The organism is Fictibacillus sp. FJAT-27399 (assembly GCF_001510655.1).
Lineage (GTDB): Bacteria > Bacillota > Bacilli > Bacillales > Fictibacillaceae > Fictibacillus_C > Fictibacillus_C marinisediminis.
Map to the genome: position 1 here is coordinate 81,008 of NZ_LMVC01000001.1, position 25,235 is coordinate 106,242.

31 protein-coding genes and 1 riboswitch are annotated in these 25,235 nt (G+C 42.4%); of the genes, 17 read left to right on the top strand and 14 right to left on the bottom strand.

The window, feature by feature from the left end; all coding sequences use genetic code 11:
• Positions 1–35 precede the first annotated feature (35 nt).
• On the top strand, positions 36–1,268 hold the full coding sequence (locus AR335_RS00470) for an MFS transporter (protein ID WP_053354895.1): 1,233 nt from the start codon (positions 36–38) through the stop codon (positions 1,266–1,268).
• A gap of 66 nt (positions 1,269–1,334) precedes the next feature.
• Here AR335_RS00470 and AR335_RS00475 read toward each other — a convergent pair whose 3' ends face one another.
• Positions 1,335–1,562 carry a hypothetical protein gene (locus tag AR335_RS00475; RefSeq protein WP_053354894.1) on the bottom strand — a complete coding sequence of 76 codons (228 nt, stop codon included), beginning with the start codon at positions 1,560–1,562 and terminating at the stop codon, positions 1,335–1,337.
• 250 nt (positions 1,563–1,812) lie between these two features.
• On the opposite strand from AR335_RS00475, the gene AR335_RS00480 reads away from it, so the two are divergent.
• Genes AR335_RS00480 through AR335_RS00495 form a run of 4 tightly spaced genes read left to right on the top strand, consistent with a single transcriptional unit; the run spans position 1,813 to position 5,619 of the window.
• Positions 1,813–2,538 (top strand): ThuA domain-containing protein, encoded by a 726-nt coding sequence (locus AR335_RS00480; protein WP_053354893.1) that lies wholly within the window; start codon positions 1,813–1,815, stop codon positions 2,536–2,538.
• Positions 2,539–2,555: 17 nt separating this feature from the next.
• Positions 2,556–3,593: a Gfo/Idh/MocA family protein gene (locus tag AR335_RS00485; protein ID WP_053354892.1), complete on the top strand. Its 1,038-nt coding sequence runs from the start codon at positions 2,556–2,558 to the stop codon at positions 3,591–3,593.
• On the top strand, positions 3,590–4,654 hold the full coding sequence (locus AR335_RS00490; protein ID WP_062231171.1) for a Gfo/Idh/MocA family protein: 1,065 nt from the start codon (positions 3,590–3,592) through the stop codon (positions 4,652–4,654). Before AR335_RS00485 ends, AR335_RS00490 begins: the two co-directional genes overlap by 4 nt.
• Positions 4,651–5,619, top strand: coding sequence for a sugar phosphate isomerase/epimerase family protein (locus tag AR335_RS00495; protein WP_062231173.1), 969 nt, complete (start codon positions 4,651–4,653; stop codon positions 5,617–5,619). The genes AR335_RS00490 and AR335_RS00495 overlap by 4 nt, the downstream gene beginning before the upstream one ends.
• A gap of 61 nt (positions 5,620–5,680) precedes the next feature.
• Here the strand turns inward: AR335_RS00495 and AR335_RS00500 are convergent, their stop codons facing one another.
• From AR335_RS00500 to sspL, 5 genes are all read right to left on the bottom strand, one after another.
• Complete coding sequence (locus AR335_RS00500) at positions 5,681–7,081, bottom strand: LysM peptidoglycan-binding domain-containing protein (RefSeq protein WP_062231175.1); 1,401 nt, start codon at positions 7,079–7,081, stop codon at positions 5,681–5,683.
• Positions 7,082–7,234: 153 nt separating this feature from the next.
• Positions 7,235–7,648: a YtxH domain-containing protein gene (locus AR335_RS00505; RefSeq protein ID WP_053354888.1), complete on the bottom strand. Its 414-nt coding sequence runs from the start codon at positions 7,646–7,648 to the stop codon at positions 7,235–7,237.
• 120 nt (positions 7,649–7,768) lie between these two features.
• Positions 7,769–7,954 (bottom strand): cold-shock protein, encoded by a 186-nt coding sequence (locus AR335_RS00510; protein WP_053354887.1) that lies wholly within the window; start codon positions 7,952–7,954, stop codon positions 7,769–7,771.
• Positions 7,955–8,032: 78 nt separating this feature from the next.
• The gene (locus tag AR335_RS00515) at positions 8,033–8,992 is read right to left on the bottom strand and encodes a helix-turn-helix transcriptional regulator (protein WP_062231176.1); all 960 of its coding nucleotides are present in this window, start codon (positions 8,990–8,992) and stop codon (positions 8,033–8,035) included.
• Between the two features lie 365 nt (positions 8,993–9,357).
• Positions 9,358–9,492, bottom strand: coding sequence for a small, acid-soluble spore protein L (gene sspL / locus AR335_RS00525; RefSeq protein WP_369795751.1), 135 nt, complete (start codon positions 9,490–9,492; stop codon positions 9,358–9,360).
• 131 nt (positions 9,493–9,623) lie between these two features.
• Here sspL and gnd point away from each other — a divergent pair, with 131 nt between their 5' ends.
• Positions 9,624–10,520 (top strand): phosphogluconate dehydrogenase (NAD(+)-dependent, decarboxylating), encoded by an 897-nt coding sequence (gene gnd, locus AR335_RS00530; RefSeq protein WP_062232495.1) that lies wholly within the window; start codon positions 9,624–9,626, stop codon positions 10,518–10,520.
• Between the two features lie 75 nt (positions 10,521–10,595).
• Complete coding sequence (locus tag AR335_RS00535; protein ID WP_053354883.1) at positions 10,596–11,117, top strand: acyl-CoA thioesterase; 522 nt, start codon at positions 10,596–10,598, stop codon at positions 11,115–11,117.
• A gap of 268 nt (positions 11,118–11,385) precedes the next feature.
• Here AR335_RS00535 and AR335_RS00540 read toward each other — a convergent pair whose 3' ends face one another.
• Entirely contained in the window at positions 11,386–11,592 is a 207-nt protein-coding gene (locus AR335_RS00540; RefSeq protein ID WP_053354882.1) for an alpha/beta-type small acid-soluble spore protein, read from the bottom strand.
• 304 nt (positions 11,593–11,896) lie between these two features.
• Positions 11,897–12,124 carry a hypothetical protein gene (locus AR335_RS00545; RefSeq protein WP_156418803.1) on the bottom strand — a complete coding sequence of 76 codons (228 nt, stop codon included), beginning with the start codon at positions 12,122–12,124 and terminating at the stop codon, positions 11,897–11,899.
• A 31-nt stretch (positions 12,125–12,155) separates the two neighbouring features.
• Between AR335_RS00545 and yidC the strand changes: the two genes are divergently transcribed.
• The 4 genes from yidC to AR335_RS00565 all read left to right on the top strand — a co-directional run bounded on the left by yidC (position 12,156) and on the right by AR335_RS00565 (position 15,613).
• A complete protein-coding gene (yidC, locus tag AR335_RS00550) occupies positions 12,156–12,944 on the top strand; it encodes a membrane protein insertase YidC (RefSeq protein ID WP_082315963.1) in 789 nt (262 codons plus the stop codon).
• A 120-nt stretch (positions 12,945–13,064) separates the two neighbouring features.
• Positions 13,065–13,844, top strand: a complete 780-nt coding sequence (locus AR335_RS00555) for a Cof-type HAD-IIB family hydrolase (RefSeq protein WP_062231181.1) — start codon at positions 13,065–13,067, stop codon at positions 13,842–13,844.
• 296 nt (positions 13,845–14,140) lie between these two features.
• Entirely contained in the window at positions 14,141–14,665 is a 525-nt protein-coding gene (locus AR335_RS00560; protein WP_234293191.1) for an N-acetylmuramoyl-L-alanine amidase family protein, read from the top strand.
• A gap of 81 nt (positions 14,666–14,746) precedes the next feature.
• Positions 14,747–15,613 carry a patatin-like phospholipase family protein gene (locus tag AR335_RS00565; protein ID WP_062231185.1) on the top strand — a complete coding sequence of 289 codons (867 nt, stop codon included), beginning with the start codon at positions 14,747–14,749 and terminating at the stop codon, positions 15,611–15,613.
• Positions 15,614–15,674: 61 nt separating this feature from the next.
• On the opposite strand, the gene AR335_RS00570 is transcribed toward AR335_RS00565, so the two are convergent.
• The 4 genes from AR335_RS00570 to AR335_RS23405 all read right to left on the bottom strand — a co-directional run bounded on the left by AR335_RS00570 (position 15,675) and on the right by AR335_RS23405 (position 18,903).
• Positions 15,675–16,637 carry an ABC transporter ATP-binding protein gene (locus AR335_RS00570; protein WP_062231187.1) on the bottom strand — a complete coding sequence of 321 codons (963 nt, stop codon included), beginning with the start codon at positions 16,635–16,637 and terminating at the stop codon, positions 15,675–15,677.
• 14 nt (positions 16,638–16,651) lie between these two features.
• Complete coding sequence (locus AR335_RS00575) at positions 16,652–17,434, bottom strand: ABC transporter permease (protein ID WP_062231190.1); 783 nt, start codon at positions 17,432–17,434, stop codon at positions 16,652–16,654.
• Between the two features lie 2 nt (positions 17,435–17,436).
• Entirely contained in the window at positions 17,437–18,216 is a 780-nt protein-coding gene (locus tag AR335_RS00580) for an ABC transporter permease (protein ID WP_062231192.1), read from the bottom strand.
• 540 nt (positions 18,217–18,756) lie between these two features.
• Positions 18,757–18,903, bottom strand: coding sequence for a hypothetical protein (locus tag AR335_RS23405; protein ID WP_156418804.1), 147 nt, complete (start codon positions 18,901–18,903; stop codon positions 18,757–18,759).
• Positions 18,904–19,105: 202 nt separating this feature from the next.
• Between AR335_RS23405 and AR335_RS00585 the strand changes: the two genes are divergently transcribed.
• On the top strand, positions 19,106–21,166 hold the full coding sequence (locus AR335_RS00585) for a peptidoglycan D,D-transpeptidase FtsI family protein (protein ID WP_062231194.1): 2,061 nt from the start codon (positions 19,106–19,108) through the stop codon (positions 21,164–21,166).
• 122 nt (positions 21,167–21,288) lie between these two features.
• On the opposite strand, the gene AR335_RS23410 is transcribed toward AR335_RS00585, so the two are convergent.
• Positions 21,289–21,402, bottom strand: a complete 114-nt coding sequence (locus AR335_RS23410) for a YjcZ family sporulation protein (RefSeq protein ID WP_234293139.1) — start codon at positions 21,400–21,402, stop codon at positions 21,289–21,291.
• A 231-nt stretch (positions 21,403–21,633) separates the two neighbouring features.
• Between AR335_RS23410 and AR335_RS22800 the strand changes: the two genes are divergently transcribed.
• Positions 21,634–21,726: a YjcZ family sporulation protein gene (locus tag AR335_RS22800; protein ID WP_091006374.1), complete on the top strand. Its 93-nt coding sequence runs from the start codon at positions 21,634–21,636 to the stop codon at positions 21,724–21,726.
• Positions 21,727–21,849: 123 nt separating this feature from the next.
• Positions 21,850–22,392: a copper resistance CopC family protein gene (locus AR335_RS00590; RefSeq protein WP_062231197.1), complete on the top strand. Its 543-nt coding sequence runs from the start codon at positions 21,850–21,852 to the stop codon at positions 22,390–22,392.
• Positions 22,393–22,442: 50 nt separating this feature from the next.
• On the opposite strand, the gene AR335_RS00595 is transcribed toward AR335_RS00590, so the two are convergent.
• Positions 22,443–23,369, bottom strand: a complete 927-nt coding sequence (locus tag AR335_RS00595) for a metal ABC transporter solute-binding protein, Zn/Mn family (protein WP_062231199.1) — start codon at positions 23,367–23,369, stop codon at positions 22,443–22,445.
• A 171-nt stretch (positions 23,370–23,540) separates the two neighbouring features.
• Here AR335_RS00595 and AR335_RS00600 point away from each other — a divergent pair, with 171 nt between their 5' ends.
• From AR335_RS00600 to AR335_RS00610, 3 genes are all read left to right on the top strand, one after another.
• Positions 23,541–24,053, top strand: coding sequence for a MogA/MoaB family molybdenum cofactor biosynthesis protein (locus AR335_RS00600; RefSeq protein ID WP_062231201.1), 513 nt, complete (start codon positions 23,541–23,543; stop codon positions 24,051–24,053).
• Positions 24,054–24,199: 146 nt separating this feature from the next.
• A complete protein-coding gene (locus AR335_RS00605) occupies positions 24,200–24,403 on the top strand; it encodes a Fur-regulated basic protein FbpA (protein WP_062231203.1) in 204 nt (67 codons plus the stop codon).
• Between the two features lie 133 nt (positions 24,404–24,536).
• Positions 24,537–24,959 carry a CBS domain-containing protein gene (locus tag AR335_RS00610; protein WP_053354868.1) on the top strand — a complete coding sequence of 141 codons (423 nt, stop codon included), beginning with the start codon at positions 24,537–24,539 and terminating at the stop codon, positions 24,957–24,959.
• A gap of 50 nt (positions 24,960–25,009) precedes the next feature.
• Positions 25,010–25,211, top strand: a riboswitch (cobalamin riboswitch).
• Positions 25,212–25,235: the final 24 nt, after the last annotated feature.

Here is a 25,235-nt window from a genome sequence, read left to right on the forward strand (position 1 = left end):
ACAATATAAACCAATTAGAGAAAGAAGGATATGTCATGGGTGTTGCTTCGTTAAAAAAGGAACCCTCGTCATCAGCAACCATTTACAAGGTGCTTTTTGCGATCAGTTTTGTGCATCTGTTAAACGATGCGATGCAGGCGGTTATTCCAGCTATTTTTCCGATCCTCGAGAAGTCTATGAATCTGTCTTTTGCCCAGCTTGGATGGATTGCATTCTCACTGAACATTACCTCTTCCATCATGCAGCCGGTTGTAGGCTGGTATACGGATCGGACCACATCACCATATTTGCTTCCTCTTGGGATGGCATCCAGCTTGATCGGAATGGTTGGCATCGCTTATTCTAATAACTTTACGTACATATTGCTCTCGGTTATCCTGATCGGCCTTGGTTCTGCTGTTTTTCATCCGGAAGGATCACGTGTTGCGTATATGGCAGCCGGGAAGAGGAGAGGATTGGCACAATCGATTTATCAGGTTGGAGGGAATACAGGAAATTCATTGGCGCCTGTCATGACAGCTCTTGTGTTCGTTCCGTTCGGCCAGTTTGGAGCGATATGGTTTACATCAGCAGCAGCCATGGCCATCATCGTCCTGGTTTTTGTGTCTGGATGGTATCGGTCAAGGCTTGTAAACTTTCCGAGAGTGACAAAAAAGCCGTCTAAGAAAGCTGCAAATCCAAAAAGAAAGAAGCAGATTATCTTTGCCGTATGTCTTTTAGTCTTTCTTGTATTTGCGCGATCTTGGTATTTTTCAGGAATCTCAAACTTCTACCAGTTTTATTTGATTAAGGATTATGGCCTTTCCATTCGCCATGCGCAGTATTATATTTTTGTCTTTCTGGCAGCTGGCGTTCTCGGAACTTTTTTTGGAGGACCGATGGCCGACCGATTAGGAAAGAGAAATATGATTTTCTGGTCGATGCTGGGTTCTGCTCCGCTCGCACTCCTGCTGCCATATGTCAGTTTAATTTGGATCTATCCAATATTCTTGCTGCTCGGTTTTATTCTAATGACCAGTTTTTCAGTGACGGTTGTTTATGCTCAGGAACTGCTTCCCGGAAGGATTGGTATGGTATCCGGACTGATTGTCGGGCTTGCTTTTGGAATGGGAGCTCTCGGTTCGGTTATCCTCGGAAACCTGGCGGACGCCTTCAGTGTACATTTCATTATGGTATTGGTCAGTTTTTTTCCAATAGCCGGTATACTGACTTTTTTACTACCGCGAGATCAAACAGTAAAAGCGTGGGAACAGGAAGCAAATCAATAAAAAATGCCGGTACAGTCGAAGGCTGTACCGGCATTTTATAATTAGGATTACGTTATTCTCCGAGTATTAACGATCACCCTCAGGAGGGTTTAGTTTTCTTTCTGATGACGAAGTGTTCTTTGTAGCTTTTTTATTTCTTTCCTCATTTTGTTCATCTTCAAAATCTTCTAACGGAAGTTCATCAGCAGGCATGACGAGCTGATCCCGCTCCAGTTGTTTTTCCTGGCTCCGTTTAAAGGCATTCTCTTTGTCGTTTCGATCAAGCAATTCCTTTTGTTTTTTATGGTTATCCATTATATGTTTCTCTCCTTTAAATGAGACTGTATGGTAACTATAGCCCTTATCAGGATTTTAAAACCTGCTGCCGATGAAAATAAATTCAAGTTACTGTATTTTAACATTTGACAAACGAGTAATGTGCCGTAAAATATAGGTAAACGTTTACATTCTGAAAAGTATAAAGGTTCTACCTCGTCTGATACGTAAACGTTTACTTATAAACAGAAGAGGTTATTTCTTACATAAATAGAAGGAGTGGAACGCAATGAAGGTTACCATCTGGAATGAAAATCGCCATGAGAACAAAAATCCGGCTGTACGCTCGGTGTATCCTGAAGGAATTCACGGTGCCATCCAGCAATTTTTATCAAAAGCAGGGGTAGACGCAGATACCGCAACTCTTGATGAGCCAGAACACGGGTTAGGCCAGCAGACTCTTGATCAGACAGACGTTCTTGTCTGGTGGGGACATATAGCACACGATGAAGTAAAAGAGGAAGTAGTAGAGCGCGTTTATCAGCGTGTTCTGGATGGTATGGGATTAATTGTCCTTCACTCTGGACACTTCTCAAAAATCTTTAAAAAACTAATGGGCACTTCCTGCGATTTGAAATGGCGGGAAGCAGATGAAAAAGAACGTCTATGGGTAGTCGATCCATCCCATCCGATTGCTTCTGGAATCAGTGAATATATTGAGTTGCCTCAAGAAGAGATGTACGGAGAGCATTTTGATATCCCGGCTCCTGATGAACTGGTTTTCGTCAGCTGGTTTGAAGGCGGAGAGGTGTTCAGGAGCGGGTGCACATACAAGCGCGGGAAAGGAAAAGTTTTTTATTTTCGTCCGGGACACGAAACCTATCCTACCTATCATAATGCCGATGTACAAAAGGTCATTTTAAATGCCGTTCAATGGGCAAAACCTGCAGGAAGCGATAAACCGGTTTACGGGAATGCAAAACCTCTTGAAGCAATTGGTGCCAATCAAAACTAAAAGGAGTGGAAGACAGGATGATTAAAGTTGGAGTCATTGGATGCGGAAGCATCGCTCAGCACAGACATTTACCAGAGTATAAAAACAATTCACAAACCATCATTGCAGCAGTATGCGACATTAATCATGAACGAGCGGATCACATTGCCAAAGAATACGGTGCAAAAGCGTACTATTCTTATGAAGATCTGCTTAATGATCCTGAAATTGAAGCTGTCAGTGTGTGCACACCCAATTACCTTCATGCGCCCATTTCCGTTGCTGCATTAAACAGCGGCAAGCATGTTTTATGCGAGAAACCGATGGCGACTTCACTTGAGGAAGCAGAGCAAATGATCCTTGCCAGTGAGAAAAACGGGAAAAAACTAATGATCGCTCATAATCAGCGTTTTGTCCGATCTCATGAAAAAGCGAAGGAATTGATCGCTGGTGGAGAACTGGGCAGGGTTTACAGCTTTAGAACAGCATTCGGACATCCTGGGCCAGAAACATGGAGCGCAGAAGGCACGGACAGCTGGTTTTTCAAAAAGGAAAAAGCATTTATCGGAGCGATGGGAGACCTTGGTGTTCACAAAACAGATCTGATCCGCTTCATATTAGGTGAAGAAGTGGATGAAGTGGCATCTTTTGTGGAAACATCTTCAAAGAAAAACGCTACCGTAGATGATACAGCGGTATGTATATTAAAAACAGCAAGCGGAGTGATCGGAACACTTGCAGCGAGCTGGTCCTATGTCTCAAAAGAGGACAACTCTACTATTATTTATGGAGAGAAAGGAATTTTGCGCCTCGAGGAAAGCCCTGAGTATTCTTTGATCGCTCAATACAAAGATGGTTCAACTGTAAACTACTCTCTGGGCCAGATTCAGACGAATGATTCAGGGGGCCAGAATGATTCACGCGTGATCGGCAAGTTTGCAGATTGCATCCTGAACGACACAGAGCCAGCTGTATCCGGAGAAGAAGGAAAACGGTCTCTTGCTGTCATTATTGCTGCACTAAAAGCAAGCGAAACGAAGAAGACAGTGAGTCTCGAAAACGGGGTGCTCGCATGAATCTGCTAAAAGTAGGCTTGATTGGGGTCGGAGGAATCGCTGAAGGAAGGCATATTCCAGCCATTCAAAATTTAGCTGAAAAGGCAGTGATTACGGGTGTAAGTGATTTAAACGTTCATCGTGCTGAACAGATTGCAGAGAAGTATGATATTCCATCTGTATATGAGAATTATCATGAGATGCTTCCTCACATTGATGCCGTAATCATATCAACTCCAAACAAGTTTCATGCAGAAATTGCGGTAGCGGCACTCCAAGCCGGTGTCCATGTGTTATGTGAAAAACCAATGGCGCTGTCTACCGAAGAATGTGACCGGATGATTCAGGCTTCAAAAGAATCAGGCAAAATTCTTTCCATCGCTTATCACTATCGTTTTATGAAAAATGCCCAGGCTGCCAAAAAGGTGATGCTAGAAGGTGAGATCGGCGAGCCGCTTGTCATCAGAACCCAGGGGCTCAGAAGAAGAAAGGTTCCAGGCTGGGGAGTCTTTACAAATAAAGAATTGCAGGGAGGGGGAAGCCTGATCGATTATGGCTGTCATCTGCTGGACTTGTCCTTATGGCTGATGGGCAATCCTGTTCCTGTGGAAGTTATGGGCTCTCAATATAATCTTTTGAGCCGTACTCCTGACCAAGTTAATCTTTGGGGTGAGTTTGACCATAAAACATTTGAAGTGGATGACCATGTAACAGGGTACATCCGTTTTGAAAACGGTGCGTCTCTTTTATTAGAAACCTCATGGTCAGCCAACATTAAAGATGATGTGGAGAATGTTAGCATTTCTGGTGAAAAAGGCGGGCTGGATGTTTTTCCTTTTCACTTGAATCAGGCAAAACACGGCATGCTCCTTAATTCTGAGGCATCCTTTATTCCAGGTGATGAAAACCCTGGAAATCCGCAGGCGGAGAATTTTGTAGACTGCTGTCTCGGCCTGGCTGAACAGGTCGTCAAGCCGGAGGAAGCACGAATGGTCTCTATGCTGATTGAAGCCATCTATAAAAGCAGCCTTACTGGGAGCAGCGTTAAACTTGATTATCGAAAGGAAGTGGAGAGTCAATGAAGTTAGGTGTATTTACCGTATTATTTTCAGATATGCAGTTTGAACAAATGCTCGATCATGTGAAGAAAGCCGGCGTTAAGGCCGTGGAGATCGGGACAGGGAATTACCCGGGAAACGCACATTGCAACTTAGATGAACTTTTGGACAGTGAAGAGAAACGAAAGGATTTTCTCCATCAGGTGAAATCCAGAGATCTAACGATCAGTGCTCTCAGCTGCCATGGAAATCCGCTCTCTCCTGACCAGGAGTTTGCCCGTCAATCTCATGACACGTTTGTTAAAACCGTCGATCTTGCTAATCTGCTAGGAGTGCCTGTCGTCAACTGTTTTTCAGGCGTACCTGGGGATCATGAAGGAGCGAAATACCCAAACTGGCCGGTTACACCTTGGCCGAATGAATATGGCGACATCTTAAAATGGCAATGGGAAGAAAAACTGATTCCTTACTGGCATGAGTGGGGACAGTATGCCAAGGACAAGAACGTAAAAATTGGCCTTGAACTGCATGGGGGATTCCTCGTTCATACTCCTTACACATTGTTGAAACTTCGTCAAAAAACATGTGATGCCATTGGTGCCAACCTTGATCCAAGCCATCTGTGGTGGCAGGGGATTGATCCGATAGCGGCTATCAAAATACTAGGCAAAGAGAATGCTATCCATCATTTCCATGCCAAAGACACTTATATTGATCAGGATAATGTGAACTTATATGGACTGACTGACATGCAGCCGTATGGTGAAGTTCAATCCCGTGCGTGGAGTTTCCGTTCAGTAGGATGCGGACACAGCGTACAGGAATGGTCCGATATGATCAGCGCGCTGCGTACCTATGGTTATGACTATGTGGTCAGCATTGAGCATGAGGATCCCCTTATGTCCATAAACGAAGGATTTGCCCGCGCGGTGAAAAATTTAAATGATGTGATGATTGAAGAAACTCCTGCAGATATGTGGTGGGTTTAGCATAAAAAGCAGCAGGCCATTTACACGCCTAGCTGCTTTTTTGTAAGAATATTGCGCTTTTCTATTTTTTTGGTTTGACCTCATTTTGAAGAACATACCAGTTCTGAGGAAATGCTGGCCCCAAAAGCCAATAGCTGATGCCTCTTAATTGATACTGTTTGGCTGTGGTGAATTTTGCTTTTATGCTCCTTGCATCTTCAAACCATACGATATGCTGGGCGCCGCTTCCATCATAATAATTGTAAAAGGGCGATTGAGCCTTCTCATCATATTGAATCGATGCTCCGTAACGTCGAGCCCGGTCGACCGCTTCTTGGGGAGAGACAGTCTGAGCATACGTTCCTTGAACAAAAGGCAGCTTCCAATCATAGCCATACAGAGGGACACCCATGACAAGCTTGTTAGCTGGTATTTCTGTCAATGCATATTCCAGGACTTTCTTTACTTCGCTTAAAGGAGCAACCGCCATCGGTTTGCCGCCGATCCATCCCCATTCATACGTCATAACAATGACAAAATCTACGATTTCACCATGTGCCCGATAATCATGAGCTTCATAGAGAATTCCTTTTTGTCCTGCGCTAAGCTTTGGAGCGAGCGCGGTGGATGTGATATATCCAAGAGGTTTAAATAAGGATACGGTCCGCCTTAGAAACTGGTTGTAAGCTTCCCTCTGGTTAGGGCTAATGTATTCAAAATCGAAGTTAACCCCCTTATATCCCTTGTTCTTCATGACCGAAAGGATAGTGTTAAGCAGTTTACTCTGAATGCTGGTGTCCGAAAGAACAGCGCTGATGAGTTCAGTATCGAATGTCCCGTTTTGAAAGTTGGTCACTACCATTAAAGGAGAAATGCTTTCTGATTTGGCTGCGGGAAGGACGACTTCGTCTTTTGGAGGGTTAAGTGTCCCGTCCTTGTTGATGGTATAGCTGAAAGGCGTAATATACGTTAAATATTTTCCTTTTGAATGTATTTCTTTTTGAATAGCGGGGGTATAGCTGCTGATGTAGGCATTGATTTCTTTTACCGGCCTCTCGAAAGGAATGGTCAGTTTTTGTCCGGGATAAATAACATGTGCAGCCGATAAATTATTTTCTTCGGCGATTCCTTGAATGCTTGCGCCATACTTCATGGAAATCACATACAGACTGTCGCCTGGGTGCACAACATGGACGGGGATGATGAGTTCTTGGCCTATATAAATATAAGCCGTCTTTTCTATATTGTTCCGGTCCACAATGGCTTGAACGGAGGTATCCCATCGGCCGGCTATTAAATACAGGGTATCGCCTTGCTGTACACGATAGCGCGGAAAGGGAGGAGGGATCACCAGTGCCTGGCCGATAACCAGTGAATTGGGATCTCTTACATCGTTTTCGTTCATGATGACTTGAAGATCAACACCATAGTGATGGGCAATACCCCATAGGCTGTCACCCTGCTGAATCACATGGATGTGCATATCAACACCCCCCCCATAATATATCTCTACCTAATGTATTAAAAGAGAACAGATATTATGAAGAATACACTCTTAAAAAGAAAGAGATGATAGAGGAGCGCGTGAAAAAAACATAAAAAACCCAGCTGCTAAAGAGCTGGGCTATAGTTTGTATTATTCTCCGAGTGTTTCTTTAGATGCCTCAGGAGAAGGGGGTATTTCGGGATCGTTTTGAGTGGTTGGTGAAACAGCCGAATTCTCATTTTTGTTTTTCATCGAATTAATCTTTTCCTTAGCTTGAGAAGTCATTTGACTGGTTATATCTTTCACGCTTCCCACCATGTTAGAAGCCTTTTCTTTCCCAGCCATTGTTCCCAGACGAGTTTTCAATTTTGCTTCGTCCTTCATTTGGATCGTTTTTTCTTTTAGATTAGATGTTTGATTGGATAAATCCCGGCGCATTTCCTTTCCGGATTTTGGAGTCAGTAATAGAGCGGTTGCGGCTCCAACCAGCCCCCCAACAAGAACACCTTTGGTAAAGTTGGTTTTGTCTTTGGTGTCAGTTGTTTTCGTTGTTTGATTGTTCATTGTCGAATTCCTCCTTTTCATCTTCTATACCCGGATGGACTTATCGATAAACATAGGGAATAGCAAGAAAAAAGGATCATATTATAAGTCCAGGGACTTAAATATGATCCTGTTTCATCTTTATTTTAGCTCGGGGAGCATGCGGATTTCTTGAGCCATCTTTGATTTGCAAATCGGGCATTTTGGTGTTTCCTGCAGAGAGTAATCTGCTCTCATCCAGCATGTGCACTCCTCATTTTCACATGCCCATACTTTCGTTTCTACGTCAGGAACTGGTTCGATCGGGTTTTTGGAAAAAAAGGCCATGGGTATCCCCCTTAAGTGTAATACTTACATTATACTCCTTTTTGGCAACTTTTATGAGTAAAAAGACTTTCAAACTTTTTAAAAGGTTGGAATCCTTTCATAGTTTCTGCTCATGAGCTCCGTCTTTTTCCGTATAATCTCTGCGATTTCAGCCGGTTGTACGACCTGGGCATCGCTGCCGAAGGACCATATTAATTCTGCAAATCTGTGAATATCATTTGTCAGTATATACATAGAAATGAGCCCGCTGCCATCGGTCTCTTGTATGACATGAGAAGAGAGAGAGGGATGTCTCAAAGCCTTCTGAATGCCTTCGCCTTCTAATTTAATATGTAACTGAAGCTTTTTGGAAGGCGGAAGAAGATCTGGCCAATTCGTGATCGTCACTTCTGAGAAATCCATTAAAGCTTGATGTTCAATTTGAATTGCTGCTTGTTTTACATCATTTAAATCAATCACTTGAAATTCGTTCTCTGTATGGCTGTAACAGGGGCTGTACCAGCTGCCACAGTCACAATAGATCCCGATTGGCTGAAGTCTGCCGAGCTTGGTGTTCCCTCCCAGCTCATAGTGCGCGGTGACCAGGCACTGCTCCAATGATGCGTCCAGAAAAAGAGGCAAGAAAGGTACGGGATCAGGGTAGGAAGGCAGGTGGATGAGCAATCTTTTTTGAATTTCTTCGAACCTTTTGACTGCATCATCGGGAAGGTAGTTGATAAATTTATCGTGCCCAGAGACAGCTTCCCTTCTGAAAGGGAACGATAGGCTCTTTTTGTAGGGCTGCAGAGCAAATAAGAAAGCAAGTGCCTCAGACTCTGTAAAACCGATGGGCGGAAGAATTCTTTCGTTTTCAAGTTTATATCCTCCGTGGGGACCGAATTCAGACACGATCGGCAGTCCCATATCCATCAGGGAAAGCAGGTCCCTTTGAATGGTTCGGGTTGAAACTTTAAATTCTTCTGCGAGTTCTTTTAATGTAAAGCGTTTTTTCTTGTTGATGGACAATAATAGTAGTTCATGCCGTTTAACCTTAGCCATGGATGTATCCTCAATCATATTAAAATAGTTGTTCTAGTTTATATATCGTTCAACTATCAAGACATTTTACATAAAATTAAGGATTACTTTTTGAAAGCGCTGGCAATTGTTAACAAAATCCCAATACCAGCAGCGCTGTAAGACAGATAGGCGGGCATAGAAAGCTTGCCGGAATAACCCAGAATGCCTAATAAAGAGCAGGGATCCTGTTGTTTGCAGAAGAGTTTTTGCCGAACTTTTGTTTTCTATGATTCTGTTCTTCATCAAAACCCCTCATTTCTTTTTATAAGGAAAGTATAAGGGCACACATGAAAAAATGCACGAGCGTTAAGCATCACACTGTGCATTTTGTCAGGATCAATGTTCTATCTTTTCGTATTGCTTTTCTTTGCTGCATTTTCAAGCTTAGTTTGCGGATCTGCTGCGAATTCAGTATCACCTTTTCCTTGAGGTGTTACACTGCTGGCAGCCTGGCCCTTACCACTGCTTTTCTTCGTCACATGATCACCTCCCATTTTTTAGCGTTGCCAACCTCAGAAGATTCATTCGCTGATTTCTGGTTAAAGGAGTATTTATTGTGGAATAACTAATGAGGTAGGCATTGTCAAAGAATGAAGAGGATGTGATTCATATGGAAATCGGATTAGTGGGTCTGGGGAAAATGGGTTTTAATATTGCACAGAATATGATTGATCATGATTTTAAGGTGATTGCTTATGATACCAATAAAGAAACGGTAGATCAAATCTCTTCAAAAGGTGCACTTGGGGTGGAGACACTTGAAGATTTAGCAAAGGGTTTTACAGGACGCCGGGCGATTATTTTATTGGTTCCTGCAGGCCCTGCAGTAGACAGTGTGATCAGTGATCTGGTACCTTATCTGGACCAAGGCGACATCATCATTGACGCAGGGAATTCAAAGTACAAGGATACTCTTAGACGTTACGAAGAATTAAAAGAAAAAGGAATTCATTTAGTGGACTGCGGAACGAGCGGAGGTACTGAAGGAGCACGCCATGGTGTTTGTGTCATGGTCGGCGGGGATGAAGAAGCCGTGGATTATGTTGCTCCGCTCTATGAAAAAATTTCAATAGAAAACGGTTTTATGAAAACAGGAAAAGCAGGAAGCGGTCATTTCTTAAAAATGGTGCATAATGGAATTGAATACGGAATGATGCAGGCGATCGCGGAGGGGTTTGAAATTCTGGATAAAAGTGATTTTGACTATGATTATGAAGCAGTCGCAAAGGTCTGGAATAATGGATCAGTCATCCGTTCTTGGCTGATGGAACTAATGGAGAACGCATTTTCCAAACAGCCGAAACTTGAAGATATACGGGGTGTGATGAATTCTTCAGGAGAAGGCATTTGGACGATTGAGGCGGCGCTTGACTATCAGGCTACAGCCCCAGTTATTGCTCTGTCTCAGTTTATGAGGTTCAGGTCGCTCGAGGATGACACTTTCCACGGAAAAGTGGTGGCAGCTCTTCGAAACGAGTTCGGCGGACATGCTGTTGTAAAGAAATAGCACCTTTTACAAAACCTTTGCCCTATTGCAGAGGTTTTTTTCATATAATGGTACATAGGAGTGTGATATAAAAGCATGAAATTAAATGAGAAATTTGTTCGAGAATCCAGAACAGTAAAATCAAGTGTGGTTCTTCCGCCGGATACGAATAATCATGGAACTTTGTTTGGCGGCAAACTGATGGCATATATTGACGATGTGGCTGCGATATCAGCGATCCGCCATGCACGCTGCAATGTGGTAACCGCCTCAACCGATTCGGTCGATTTTTTGCATCCAATCAGAGTAGGAAATTCAGTCTGCCTGGAATCTTTTGTGACGTGGACGCACAAAACGTCGATGGAGGTTTTTGTAAAAATCACGTCTGAGAATTTATTTACAGGCGAGAGAAAGGTTTGTGCAGTTTCCTTTTTGACGTTTGTCGCACTGGGTGAAGATGGTAAACCAACGCCAGTGCCAAAAGCTATTCCAGAGTCTGAAGAGGAAAAGTGGCTTCATCAAGGTGCAGAGGAACGGGCTGTTAACCGGAGAAAAAGAAGGGAAAGCAGTAAAAAACTTGCTGAAGAATTCGGCACGCAAAAGCCATGGGAATATTAAAATCTGTTTTGTGCAAGTCTTTTCTTTATAAATCTGGTTTCGTCATGTTATAATAAAGTTACCTTTTTCCAGCCAGGGATACGAGAACCCTGGCTTATTATTTTTAAACTTTCATAGCTGATGATAATAGATCAGTCTGCAGATTGCAGGCTGGGTTTTGGATGCAATGCTTGGCACCAGCGCTGGTCGGACCTTAGCTTGCCCTTTTCTTGCATGCAAAAAAGAGTGGACGATTGTCCCACCCTTTTCGCTTTTGGGAGAGTTAAGATTAACGACGGAATCCGCCACCAAGTTGTTGTTCAGCCATTTGTACAAGACGCTTAGTGATTTCACCACCAACAGATCCGTTAGCGCGTGAAGAAGTGTCGGGTCCAAGTTGCACACCAAATTCAGAAGCGATTTCATACTTCATTTGATCAAGAGCTTGTTGAGCACCAGCTACTACTAGTTCGTTTGAAGAGTTGTTACGTGCCATATGTATCACCTCCTTGTACTACTAGTTTGTATTACCACTTTGAAAATATGCATGAAAAAGAAAATTTTTTTGGAGTCACGTTTCATTCGTATTTTCGTATAGTATCTTATCCCCCTATATTTGATTAGACGCCGTGATGACCTCCCACACGGCGTTTATTTGTGTTTAGACTTTCTACCGTCACTTGATGTTCACTATCATTTTAGGCCATAAGAGGGTATACTGTTAACAAAAGGGGGTGAGTCCGATCGAGCCGATATTTGAACTGCTATGTGAAATGGACGTTATGCTGATTTCATTGGGATTAACACTGGCTCTGCTTGGTATCAGCAGACATATCATAATGCAGTGCCCAGAAACGATAAAAAAAAGCAGCCAGCTGAAGATTTCCGATCAGAACAGAACACTTAAGATACGATTGAATCCAAGTCTGGTCCAAAACTTCTGTTTTATAAGGAATCATATAACACACAGGAAATACCGGAAAGAAGCACCAGATGATAATGACAGCCACTCCTTCTTGTTGAATCACTCAGACGCAAAACCAACAAGGAGGAAATGGAATGAACAGAAAGAAACAACGATCAGGACTTACACGCGGATTACAATTTTTTACAATGATATTAGGAATATGGGTACTTGCAGGCTGCAGCAGAGCACCTGTTAACGCACAGAGCCACGGGGTATGGAGCCATTATTTTGTTTATCCCTTCTCAGAAGTGATTCAGTTTGTGGCTACCTTCTTTAACGGAAATTATGGACTGGCTATCATCTTTTTGACGATCATTATTCGCTGTATTTTATTGCCTTTTACACTTTCCCAGACAAAAAATCAGCAAAAAATGAAAGAGCTTCAGCCGGAAATGAAGCGGATTCGAGAAAAATATAAAAGCAAAGACAGAGAAACTCAAACAAAAATGCAGCAGGAAGTTATGGCCCTTTACCAAAAGCATGGTGTTAACCCGGTGTCTATGGGATGTATGCCCTTGCTGATCCAGATGCCGATTTTGCTGGCATTCTATTATGCGATTATACGGACGAAAGAAATCGCGGCACATAATTTCTTATGGTTTAACCTGGGGACACCCGATCCAACACACATTCTGCCGATTATTGCGGCTATTACCACGTTTATTCAATATAAGATAATCAATAGACAGCTTGAGCAAGTGAATCCCCAGATCCAGATGATGGGCTACATTATGCCGATGATCATCGTTTTTTCTGCCTGGAGGCTTTCTGCAGTACTGCCCATGTACTGGATTGTCGGTAACATCTTCATGACGGTTCAAAGCATTGTGATCAATCGAAAACGGAAAAATATTCAAACGACGGCCAATTCAAATTCTTAATTCGAAAGAACTCTCCATTTTGGAGAGTTCTTCTATTTTACGGTGAAGCGTCTTTGTTGTACTTAGTTGACAGATTAACGGCGGAAATTCATCATAGAAAGAGGATAAGGAGTGATAGATATGAGAGAAAAGATGGTATTTTTTGATATTGATGGAACACTGATCGATGAAAGTACAGGGAGAATTCCGGATTCCACAAAGGAAGCCCTCCATCAGCTTCGAAAGAACGGTGTTCATACCGGAATAGCAACTGGCAGGGCGCCTTTTATGTTTGCACACTTATTGAAGGAACTCGAAATGGACTCGTTTATCAGCTTTAATGGGTCGTATGTTGTTTTCAAGGGAGAAGTCATCTACAAAGCAACACTGGATGTAGAAAGGCTGAAGGAACTTGAAAAGCTTGCTGTCCAATCGGAACATCCTCTTGTTTTCCTGGATCACGCAAAAGCAACGACCAATAATGAATACGCTGATGTGGTATATGAAAGTACGAAACATTTACTAACTGAATATCCTTCGTTCGATGAGACTTACTATCATAGCAATGATGTTTATCAGGCGCTTCTTTTTTGTGATGAAGAGTTTGAGCAGCCGTACAGAAATGATTATAAAGGAACCTTTGATTTTATCCGCTGGCATCACCACGCGATCGATGTAATGCCGTTTGGAGGTTCTAAAGCAAAAGGGATTGAAGAACTTCTGAAACGCACAACGATAAAACGAGAAGATACGTTTTCTTTCGGTGATGCCTTAAATGATATCGAAATGCTTCAATCATCAGGTATGGGGATTGCGATGGGCAACGGAAGGCCTGAAGCGAAAAAAGCAGCCCATTATGTTACGAAACCAGTTGGTGAAGATGGGATTTGGCACGGTTTAAAACATGCAGGCCTAATATAGAATGTGAGGCGGACAGAGCTTTTTAGAGCTTGTCCGCTTTCTTGTCATAAAAAAAGAAAATTGGGCAGCCTGTAGGAACCTTTGTGTCATTCTGGCAGAGAGAAGGTTTCATTAATAGGCTGTAGAATTATTCTCCATATCATTTTAAAAAATGATCCGCTGTTTATTTAAAAAAGCGAGGAATTGGAAATAGAGAGAAGCATGACGAAGCAGGAATATGGAATGCCGTAGCGAATCGTTCATTTAGCACACAAGAAGCTTACCGGAGTGGCAGCCTTAATGGTAAGCGGATTGTAATTGACCCGGGTCAAGGCGGTGTTGACAGGGGAGCAAAAGGGGCGTTCCATTCTACTCTGGAATCAGAACTGACGCTTCGCACAGGTTTGCTTGCAGCAGAAAAACTGCGAGCGGCTGGAGCCATTGTTACGATGACCAGGATGAATAATGATTATTTTTTATTGGCGAACAGAGTGTTCCAAAGCGAGTCTGTGTTTGCGGATGCTTTTATCAGTATTCATTATAATTCATCTCTTAGCCCGGATGTGAGCGGGTTATCTACCTTTTATAATAAATCAGGAGATCAAGAACTTGCTCAATCCATTCAGGCGGAAATATTAAACGGTGGAACAAACCTGAAGGACAGAGGGGCGAAATTCGGAGATTATTATGTAATAAGGGAGAACCAGCGTCCCGCAGCCCTAATTGAATTAGGATTTCTATCGAACCGGCAAGACGAGCTGCAGGCAGAAACACAAGACTTTCAGGAGAATGCGGTAAGCGGAATCGTAAATGGGCTGGAAAATTATTTTAATCAAAGATAGCCAAAGTGCAGAGCATTTTATTGGCCTTTTGATAAAATATTACATATAGTGAACTATTATAGAGAAAAGAGGTATCACAGCATGAAAGGAACGGGTCTTGTCCTGGAAGGCGGGGGAATGAGGGGCGTTTATACAGCAGGAGTGCTTGATTATTTTATGGACAAGGAATTGTATTTTCCTTATGTCATTGGCGTTTCTGCCGGGGCCTGCAATGCCACCTCCTATCTTTCAAGGCAAAGAGGGAGAAACCGGGTTGTTAATATCGATTTTGTACGACATCCAGAGTACATTTCTTATAAAAATCTATTGTTGAAACGCAAAGGGCTTTTCGGGATGGACTTGATTTTTGATGAAATTCCTAAGAAACATGTCCCTTTTGATTTTGAAACGTTTGAACGTGCGACAGAACGTTTCGTGATCGGAACGACTGACAGTGAGACAGGACTGCCGGTTTATTTTGAAAAGGCGGATCATCAAGAGCATATTCTTACCGTTCTTCGAGCTTCCGCATCTTTACCGTTTATGGCACCTGTCATCGAGTACCATGGAAAAAAACTGCTGGATGGCGGAGTGGCTGACCCTATTCCAGTCAAAAAGGCAAAAGCAGACGGAAACAAAAGGAACGTCATTGTTTTAACACAGAATGAAGGCTACAGAAAACGTAAAACAAAAATGGAATGGCTGGCGAGAAGGGTATACCAATCACAGCCGGGGATGTCTGATGTTTTGCTGAACCGTTATAAACATTACAATGAAACATTGGATTATATTGAAGAACTTGAGAAGAAAAATGAAGTATTTGTCATCAGGCCAAAGCAGAAGCTGGATGTAGGAAGAGCAGAACGCAATCCTGTAAAGCTTCACGCCCTATATGAACGGGGAATTGAAGATGCGATGAACGTCTATGAACAGCTGGAAGAATGGCTTCTTTTGGAAAAGACACATTAAGGCACAAAAACGGATAGACGGATGAGAGACAAGCAGTCTCACATCCGTCTATCCGTTTGCATTAGTAAATGTTCTGAATCACTTCTTCTATATCCGGTTCTTTCATCTGTATGTCGAGTGGAGTGCCCCACTTTGAGATCTCCTGCAATAGAGCTGGTGAAGAAATTTTAGAGCGATCATACAAGACGGTACATTCACGGCCGTTACTTTCTGTCCTCTCAATACCATAAACCACTTGCAGTTCAGGTGGTTGTTCATACGTGACGGTAAGAATACTGGGAAGACCAATATGATTACGCAGTTCCTCCAAAGATCCATCCAATACCATCCTTCCCTGGTTAATGACAATGACCCTGCTGCATAACTGTTCAATGTCGTCCATGTCGTGTGTGGTAAGGACGACGGTTTTATTTTCCGATTTATTCATTTCCTGCAGGAACTCCCGGATTTTATGCTTAGCTACAACATCAAGGCCGATGGTTGGCTCATCTAAGAACAAGACAGGCGGGTTGTGGATCATTGCCGCCGCAAGGTCTGCACGCATCCTCTGACCGAGGGATAATTTTCTGACTGGAGTCTGAAGAAATTGGCTGATATCAAGGATATCATCATAGTGTTTCAAGAATCTTTGATAATGGCGGTCTTCTATTTTGTACATGTGTTTCAAAATATCAAACGAGTCTATAACAGGAAGATCCCACCAAAGCTGTGTCCGCTGGCCAAAAACAATGCCAATATTTTGAGCAAGCATTTTTCGGTTCTTTTGCGGATTGATCCCAAGAACTTTTGCCTCTCCTGACGATGGATGGAGAATTCCGGAAAGCATCTTGATCGTTGTTGATTTACCTGCACCGTTTGGGCCAATATATCCTACAAATTCACCTTCGTCTATTTTAAAAGAGATAGAATCTACGGCGTTCTTTTCCTCGTATTCCCCGGAAAACAGCGAAAGCATGGAACCGAGCATGCCTTTTTTTGATTTGTATATTTTAAAGCTCTTTCTTAATTGATGTGCTTCAATCATCGTTCAATTCCTCCTCAGGTTCCAGTGCTATGATAAAATTTGATGCCGTAATGCCAAAATTTCAAAGAGGCACAAAAGAATAAGCCAGCCACGGCAGCTGGAAGCAGCAGGAAGTACAGGTTGCCTCCTTTATGTAAAAGATAAAGCATAGGTACATAGTTCATAAATGCCACCGGTATCACCGTGAAAAAGATGATCTTTAACCAGCCGGGATAAATGTTCATCGGGTAGTTTGCGGCATTAAAAGGTGCATAGAGCGTAAACGTCTGAAAATCTTTTATCCGCTGTGTCCAGAACGCAATTGTCGCCGTAAACAGAGCGAGAGAAAATGAAATGAGCCATCCGCAGACAAGGATGACGGGAAGATAAGCGATAAGAAATACGAGTTGCTGCTCCTTGGAAAGTCCGTACAGGGAGAGGCAAAGAATAAGCAGACCCTGCAGAACACCACCAATCCGGCTGAGGTCGAGATTTTTTGAAAGGAGCAGAACGAGAGGAGAGACTGGCCGAATCAAGAGACTGTCAAATTCTCCTTCTATCATATATTTCTCAAATTCGTGGATTTCAGGAGCCATCGTTCTGTACAAAGAAAGTGAAATCGATGAAATCGCGTAGAGAACACCTACCTCATAAATATTCCAGCCTTTAATCTGATCAAAACGATTCAAAATTGCGGCTAGAAGGACAAAGTCAATCATCATGATCACGCCATAGGAGACCATAGAGAAGATGAAATTCATTTTGTACTGCATTCTTGAACGGATGCTGGCGCTGATGAGTTTTATGTATAATTTCATACTCAGCCTCCTTGAATTTCAATCTTTTGCCGGGCAAGGAATGTGATCCACTGATTCAGCAGCAGCAGGAAGAGCAGCCAGCCACCCTGAATAAGGAGAACCGAGCTGTTGGCTTTTTCAAGATAGATCATCACAGGATAATAAACCACACCTGCAAATGGCAGCCATCCAGCAAATTGTGACAATGGTCCAGGCAAAAAAGTCAATGGCACCATCTGGCCCCCAAGGGAGAACATCAGGGTCAGGTTAATAAAGTGAGCCCATGAAATTTCAGTTGTCCAGCAGGATGATATTCCAATCAAATAAAATATATTTAATGAAATGCCGACAGCTAAGATGACAGAAAGGAAGGTATATATGTAGACCGGAAAGTGTTCTGGGGTGTAAAATCCGACGGTAAAGGTGAAAATCAAGCCGATCGGAAGACTTCTAAAGAGGGCGTTATACCCTATCCTTCCTGCCTCCTGGCTCGTTATGTAGAAAAAATAGTTCGTGGGTCTTGCAAGTTCAAACGAGATTGCACCGTTTCTTACGCCGGCCTGAATCCCGAGACCCGCTGTTAAAAATACGGTCATCCACAGAATGCATTGGCTCGCCCCCATATAATAGGTCATGTCCATGATACTGTATGGACTTTTTTGTTCCTTTCCAGCCAGTACTCCTGTCCATATGGCGATGTAAACAAAGCCAAAGATTGCTGAAGCGGCATTATTAATAAGGTGGGACAGGCGGTATTGCATATTGCGTGAAAAACTTTTCTTAAAAAGAAGCCAGTATACCATCTCAATCCTCCTTTTTATGGTTTTTTGGCACAGGATTTTTAATATAGCAAATAATGTGAATGGAAGCAATAAGGTAAATTATTTAGTAATTTAATTAGTGGAAATTATAGAGCAATTCCTTCTTTGATTGAAAGGCTGGGATTAGTATCACCGGTTATGATCAATCGTTGAGTCAGAGGAAATCATGTGTGAACAGCAAAAGCAGCTGCTTCAGATTATGGAAACAGCGCGTGACTACTGAATCAAGGTGATCGCAGAAGGGAGTGAACGGAAGGAGGTAGCAGAATACTGCGAGGAGATCGGTGTTGATCTTGTTCAAGGATATCTCTTCGGGAAACCAGATCCTCTTCGCATGAAAGGCCCCCTGTTCATTTGCAATAAATAAAAGTTGAATAGATTGGGGTGAATCGCTGGCGATGATAAGAGCCGGCTGATTTGTGTAACAAATGAAGCGCCCGAAAAGCAGATGGGGCTGTCCAGAAAGTCGAAAATTGACCTTCAGGCAGCCCCTTTTTGGCTTGAAAAATCTTCAATGAAAAGTTAATTGAAGTGGAAGATTCGAGACTCCTGCGGGACTAGCGTGACAGGTGAGACTCCCGCCGGTGCCTGCACCAAAAAGTAGGCGTTCACGCCGGTAAGGCTCACCGCACGCCCCGCGGAAAGCGAGCAGCCTGGAACGGAAATCAACAGCTTACAGACTTCTTGGACAGCCCCTTCTGATTTTCAGAAGGCTTCAATCACACCCCACCAAAACAACAAAATGGACTATTTTTTTTTTTTTTTTTGAAAAAAATTCTAATGAAAAACTTGGAATCTCTTTCAAACTTTAGTAATCTAGTAGGGAAGGTTTTGTAATATAATTGTAATAATCTACTGGAGGGAAAGGGTTATGGAAACTCAAAAGAAAACCAAAAAGAAAAAGAACCACCTTCCTTTTCGCTTAAATATACTATTTGTTGCCGTCTTTCTGCTTTTCTCCGTCCTCATACTGCGTCTCGGTGTTCTTCAAATCGTCAATGGGGAAGAAAAAAGACAGGAATCTGAAGCCATAAAAAAAGAAGAAGCTAAGAAAGAATCTCCGCGCGGAAAGATTCTTGACCGCAATCAGCGGGTTGTGGTGGACAATCAACCTTATTTTACGCTGACGTATACGAAAACAAGCAGTACAAAAGCAGAAGATACATATAAGGTTGCCAAATGGCTGTCTCAGCATATTCAAGTGGAGAAGAAGAAAATTCCTGAGCGTGATAAAAAAGACTTTTTTATCGTAAAAACAGGAGTGGCTAATCTTATGAAAGAACGCCTTACCCCGGCTGAAACAAAAAAACTTAACAATGAAAAAGAATACAAGCTGCTGGTCAGCCGGATCACAAAAAAGGACCTCGATACACTGACAAAAAAAGATCTGCAGATTCTTGCCATCAAACGAGAAATGGATGCCGGTTATGCTTATTCCGCTTCACCAGTAAAGAAAAATTTAACAGACCGTGAAATTTCCATCATTTCTGAAAACCTGGATCAGCTTCCAGGCATTGATATCATGCCGGATGCAGACCGGACGTATCCGTTCGGCGATTCGCTTAAGACCATTTTCGGCCGTGTGAAACAGATGCCGAAAGAACAGCAGGACTATCTTGCAGCGATGAACTACGACCGTACCGATCAGGTTGGAATCAGCGGGCTTGAAGCACAGTATCAGGAAACACTTCGCGGTACGAAAGAAAAAAGCATCTATCTGACGAATCCGAAAACAGGGAAAACGCTCGGAGAACCGAAAGTAATTCCCGGCAAACGCGGAAAAGACCTCGTTTTGACGATCGATATGGAACTTCAGCATAAGATGGAAAAAGTACTTGAAGAAGAAATCAGAAAAGGCCGTGCTGACCGGGGAAATGAAATGATGAGGTCTGCATATATCGTCATGATGAACCCGAAGACAGGGGAAATCTATACAATCGCCGGCAAAAAGATGGACAGCAGCGGAAAGTTTGTGAATGACTCGTACGGAGCTCTATTCGACGCTTACGAGATGGGATCTGCTGTCAAGGGAGCGACCGTTCTTACCGGTCTGCATAAGGGTGCCATCCACATGGGGGAATATATATACGATGCGCCGATCAAAATCGGCAAGACAACAAAGAAATCTCATGCGAACATGGGGAGCATCAATGATTTAACCGCATTAAAGAAATCATCAAACGTTTATATGTTTAATATTGCTATGAGACTTGGAAAATACAGCTATAGCAATAAAAGCTTTTATGGAGATAACCGTTACCTTGGCTATGATGTCATGCGCTATTATTTCAGCCAGTTCGGATTAGGGGTAAAAACTGGCATCGATTTTCCGAATGAATCCACAGGCTATTTCGGAGGTTATCAAGAGCTTGGTAATATGCTCGACATGGCCATTGGACAGTTTGACACCTATACTCCAATTCAGATGGTGCAATATGTTTCAACGATCGCAAACGGGGGATATCGCGTTCAGCCGAGGCTTGTGAAGGAAATCCGTGAACCGCAGACGGAAGTACAGCATGAAGGCAAGCTTGTGGAGCGGTTTGAACCGAATATTCTTAATGAAATTGATATGGATAAAAGCTATATCAATCGGGTGCAGCAAGGCTTCTGGGAGGTGTACCACTCTCCGGGCGGAACAGCCGCACAGTATTTTAACAATCCGAAATATCATAATCCGGCAGGGAAAACAGGTACTGCCCAGGTTAAGAAATATGATCACAACGGAAACTTTATTGCGAACAAAGATAACCTGACATTGGTCGGCTATGCCCCTTATGATAATCCGGAAATAGCTTTTGCGATTATTGTACCAGATGCGTCACCGTACAGCGGAACACAGGCGGTTAACAAGCACATTGGACAAAGAGCATTGGAGGCGTACTGGGATTTGAAAAAGAAAACAGAGACAGAAGAAAAAGCGAAACAATAAAAAGAAGCACTGAGCGAAGCTCAGTGCTTTAATTATGGGTTTTGGTTGCTGGAAAACAATTTGCGTTAATCGTAGTTCATAATGACAAGGAAAAGATCTGCATCTTTTCCTTGTTCAGTGCATTAGCAGAATGCACAAGCACAACCGATGATAATCAAAAGCACGAACAGTACCACGATCAAAGCGAAACCACTTCCGCCTGCTGCGAATCCCATATGTGTTACCTCCTTTGTCATAAACTCCAACATCTCCCTAACACTATATGGTGCTTTGCTTGTTTTGTATGGGACAAATGCGGATATGCTTGGAAAATGGGCTCCGATTGCATTCACCATTTCAATTCAAAGCCGGTAATTAAAAAATGAAAGTTCTTAAAAAAATAGACTCTTGTACCGTTTCACAAAGCCTGTCTCCTTCATATGTTATGGGTGTAGATCGTTAAATATCTCGAAAGAGGAGGTAACAAAATGTCATTTGGATGCGGTGGAAGTGGTTTCGCTCTTATTGTGGTGCTGTTCATTTTGTTAATTATCATAGGCTGTGCTTGTGCATTTTGCTAAGCCCTGATCCGGCATGAATAACAGTAAACAGAAAAGACCCCCTGATGTTTGTGTCTGGGTGGTCTTTTTTTACGTTTTCCAGTAAAGTATATATAGCAATGAGGAAAGTAAAGGAGATGTAACATGAAGAAGTACATATTGATTCTTACCGCTGTTTTTTTTCTTTGTTCTGCGTCAATTGCATCCGCCCATACCGGCCTTGAATCTTCACAGCCGGCAGAAGGTGCTGTGATCAAAGAAAACATAAGCAAGATCACGTTAACTTTTGAATCAAAAATTGAAAATTTAAGCACGATGAAAGTCACTAAGGATGGAAAACCCTTAGATGTAAAAGTGGACGTAAAGAATAACATCATGACAGGCACGGCGCCCTCACCGCTTGAAAATGGGAAGTATAAAGTAAATTACAAAATTATCGGTGCTGATGGCCATATTATCCAAAAAGATTATTCCTTTGCTGTTCAGAAGCCCAAAGAAGAGAAGGCGGTAAAGGAAGCACCTAAAAAAGAAAAAGCAAAAGGTGAAAAGACCCAAAAAGAAGAACAACAGAAAAAAGCTGAAAAGGCGGAATCGAGGTCGAACAATGCAGCAGCCCCGCTGTTTATCGTAGTGCTGCTGATCGTGATTATCGGAGCCGTGCTATTCATTAAACGAAGAAAATCATAATTAAGACATAAAAGCAGGACCATGATTCATCCAATCATGGTCCTGCTTTCTTATCTTAAGGCCTGTTTCAAGACTTGAACGTTTTTTTGCATAAGTGATAAATAATCTTCGTTCGCCTCAGCATCCTTAGGAATAAGGGTCTCTAAGTTTCTTAATTTCAGTGTTTTTGTTCCTGTTTCATGCTCTACAACTCTGGCCAGTTTATCGCTGGCACTGTTTTCAAGAAGAACATAGTGAATATGTTTTGCTTTAACGTGTTTGATCAGGTCTTGCAGCTGTCTTTGTGACGGTTCCTGAGAAGTTGACAGTCCGGAAACTGGAATCTGTTTCAGGCCGTACCGATGTTCCCAGTATCCATAGGCAGCATGAGAAACAATAATCTCCTTATGCGGGCTTTTCTTGATCGTTTGATTGAACGAGGTATCAAGCTTTTTAAGATCCTTCTTAAGTGATAGGTAATTCTTTGTGAAGTCAGCTTTGGCTTTTGGGTTCAGCTTAATTAACGCCTGTTCGATGTTCTTGGCCATTTGGATTGAATAAACCGGATCAAGCCAAATGTGGGGATCTTTATCTCCATGTTCGTCAGGGTCCTCATCACGATGCTCCACTTTTTCCAGTGTGAGGCCCTTGGCTGCTTTTATGGATTCAACCCCTTCGTTTTTTACCGTTTCATTTACTTTATCAGCAAATCCTTCGATTCCTGTACCGTTATAGATGAATGCATCACTGTCTGAAATTTTGATCATGTCTTTCGTAGACGGTTCAAAAGAATGAGCATCGGTGCCTGGAGGGATTACATTTGATACAGAAACATGCTTTCCGCCGATCCTTTTCGTAAAGTATTCCAGGGGATAAAGTGTTGTAGTTATGGTAAGCTTATGAGGGCTATTTAATTTATGTTTAGTGCCATTCGCGCAGCCAGATAGTATCATTGATCCTATGATCATAAACGTCAAGGCCGCATAGTGTCTTTTCATATGAGTGCTCCTTCCAAACGCATTAAAAATAATTCATCTTATTATAACGGAAACATTACGTTTTGCAAAGCGTATTTGTTCCGATTTATTTTTGAGCATGCAAAAGGATAGACTTCTGGCCATGAATAAAGGATAATACATCCATTACAACCTCCGGGAAAGGGGAAGCAAATGAGTGTAGAAGATCATAAAAGACAGGCTCCTTCTTCTGTCTGCTGCAAAATTATTACTGTGAGTGATACGAGAACAGAAGAAACCGATCGCAGCGGCACTCTTATAAAAGAGCAGTTAACGCTGAACGGCCATACTGTGGGAGACTATGTAATTGTAAAAGATGAGCGAGGGGAAATCGAATCTGCTGTCTTGGCAGGGTGTGAAGCAAGTGATATCCAGGCTATTTTAATTAATGGCGGGACTGGCATTGCTGCCAGGGATGTTACCATTGAGACGCTAAAACCATTGTTTACAAAGGAAATTACAGGTTTTGGCGAGCTTTTCAGGATGTTAAGTTATACCGAGGATATTGGATCTGCAGCCATTCTGAGCAGAGCAGCGGCAGGAGTTGTTGGCTCCACAGCGGTTTTTGCAATGCCCGGATCTACAGGAGCGGCAGCTTTAGCCATGAAAAAGCTGATTCTCCCCGAGGTCTCTCATGTCATTCGGGAAATCAATAAAGATTTATAAAGAAGAAAAACAAGTCAGATCTTCCGTTTAGTGGTCATAAATGTATACTCTATCCAATAAATTTCAGTAAAGAGCCATGAATGCTGAAACTATTTAATTGGATCCACGTATACTATACTATGAAAACGCTTTAACGGGAGGAAATGATGGGCGGATTATTGCGGAAAGCCGTTGAAGAGAGGAAGAATTTCCTTATTCAGATGCTAAAGAAAAACGGGATAAGCAAAGAAGTGGAAGCAGAGCTTTCCACATGGCCATTGACTGAATTGGAAGAAGAATATAAAAGCTGGCTTTTTCAGCAAAATTATGGGGTGGACCCTGGCAAAAAAAGTTTAAATAAAACACAGTGAGGGAATAGACAATAGAACGTATGTGTCCTTCTTAGGGCTTTTTTTGTGTGATGGCTTATTACTGCTCATCTATTTTATTTTTTGTTATAGTAGAAAAGAACGGCTGCATTTTATGGTTAAAGGAGATCACAGCATGAACATAGCTTTTTATCTATTGCCTAAAGAAGAGGTTAAATATTTGAATCCTGAATCGACCATCAGGCAGGCATTGGAGAAGCTTTCTTATCACAAATATACATCTGTTCCCCTTGTTTCAGAGGAAGGGCAGTATGTCGGTACGCTCACAGAAGGGGATCTGCTTTGGAAATTGAAAGAAGCGTTCGACCTTGGCTTCTACGATGTGGTGAAAACAAAACTGAAGGATGTTCCACAGCGTGTGAACAACATCTCAGTATCAATCAATTCAAATATGGAAGATTTAATTACGTTGGCAACTGACCAGAACTTTATTCCGGTGACTGACGACGACGGGCATTTTATTGGGATTATCCGCCGCCGGGACATCATTAAGTACTGCGCAAATACAATATGGAATAACAAAATAAATGAAAACTAGGTGTTGACAAATACTATATTTAGTGTGAAAGTAAATGTATTAAACTAAATATAGTATTTGAAACAAGAGGTGTCTTGTAAGACTTAATAGGGAATCCGGTAAAACAATCCGGAGCTGTCCCCGCAACTGTCATGTGGACGAAATGAGAATCCACTGTGTAAGAAACGCGCACGATCGTGTGGCTTTTACATGGGAAGGCTCAGAGTAGGAGGAAGCATTAGCCAGTAGACCTGCCTTTTTGTTTCACGATTTTGATTCTTCGGGGATTGGGAAGCA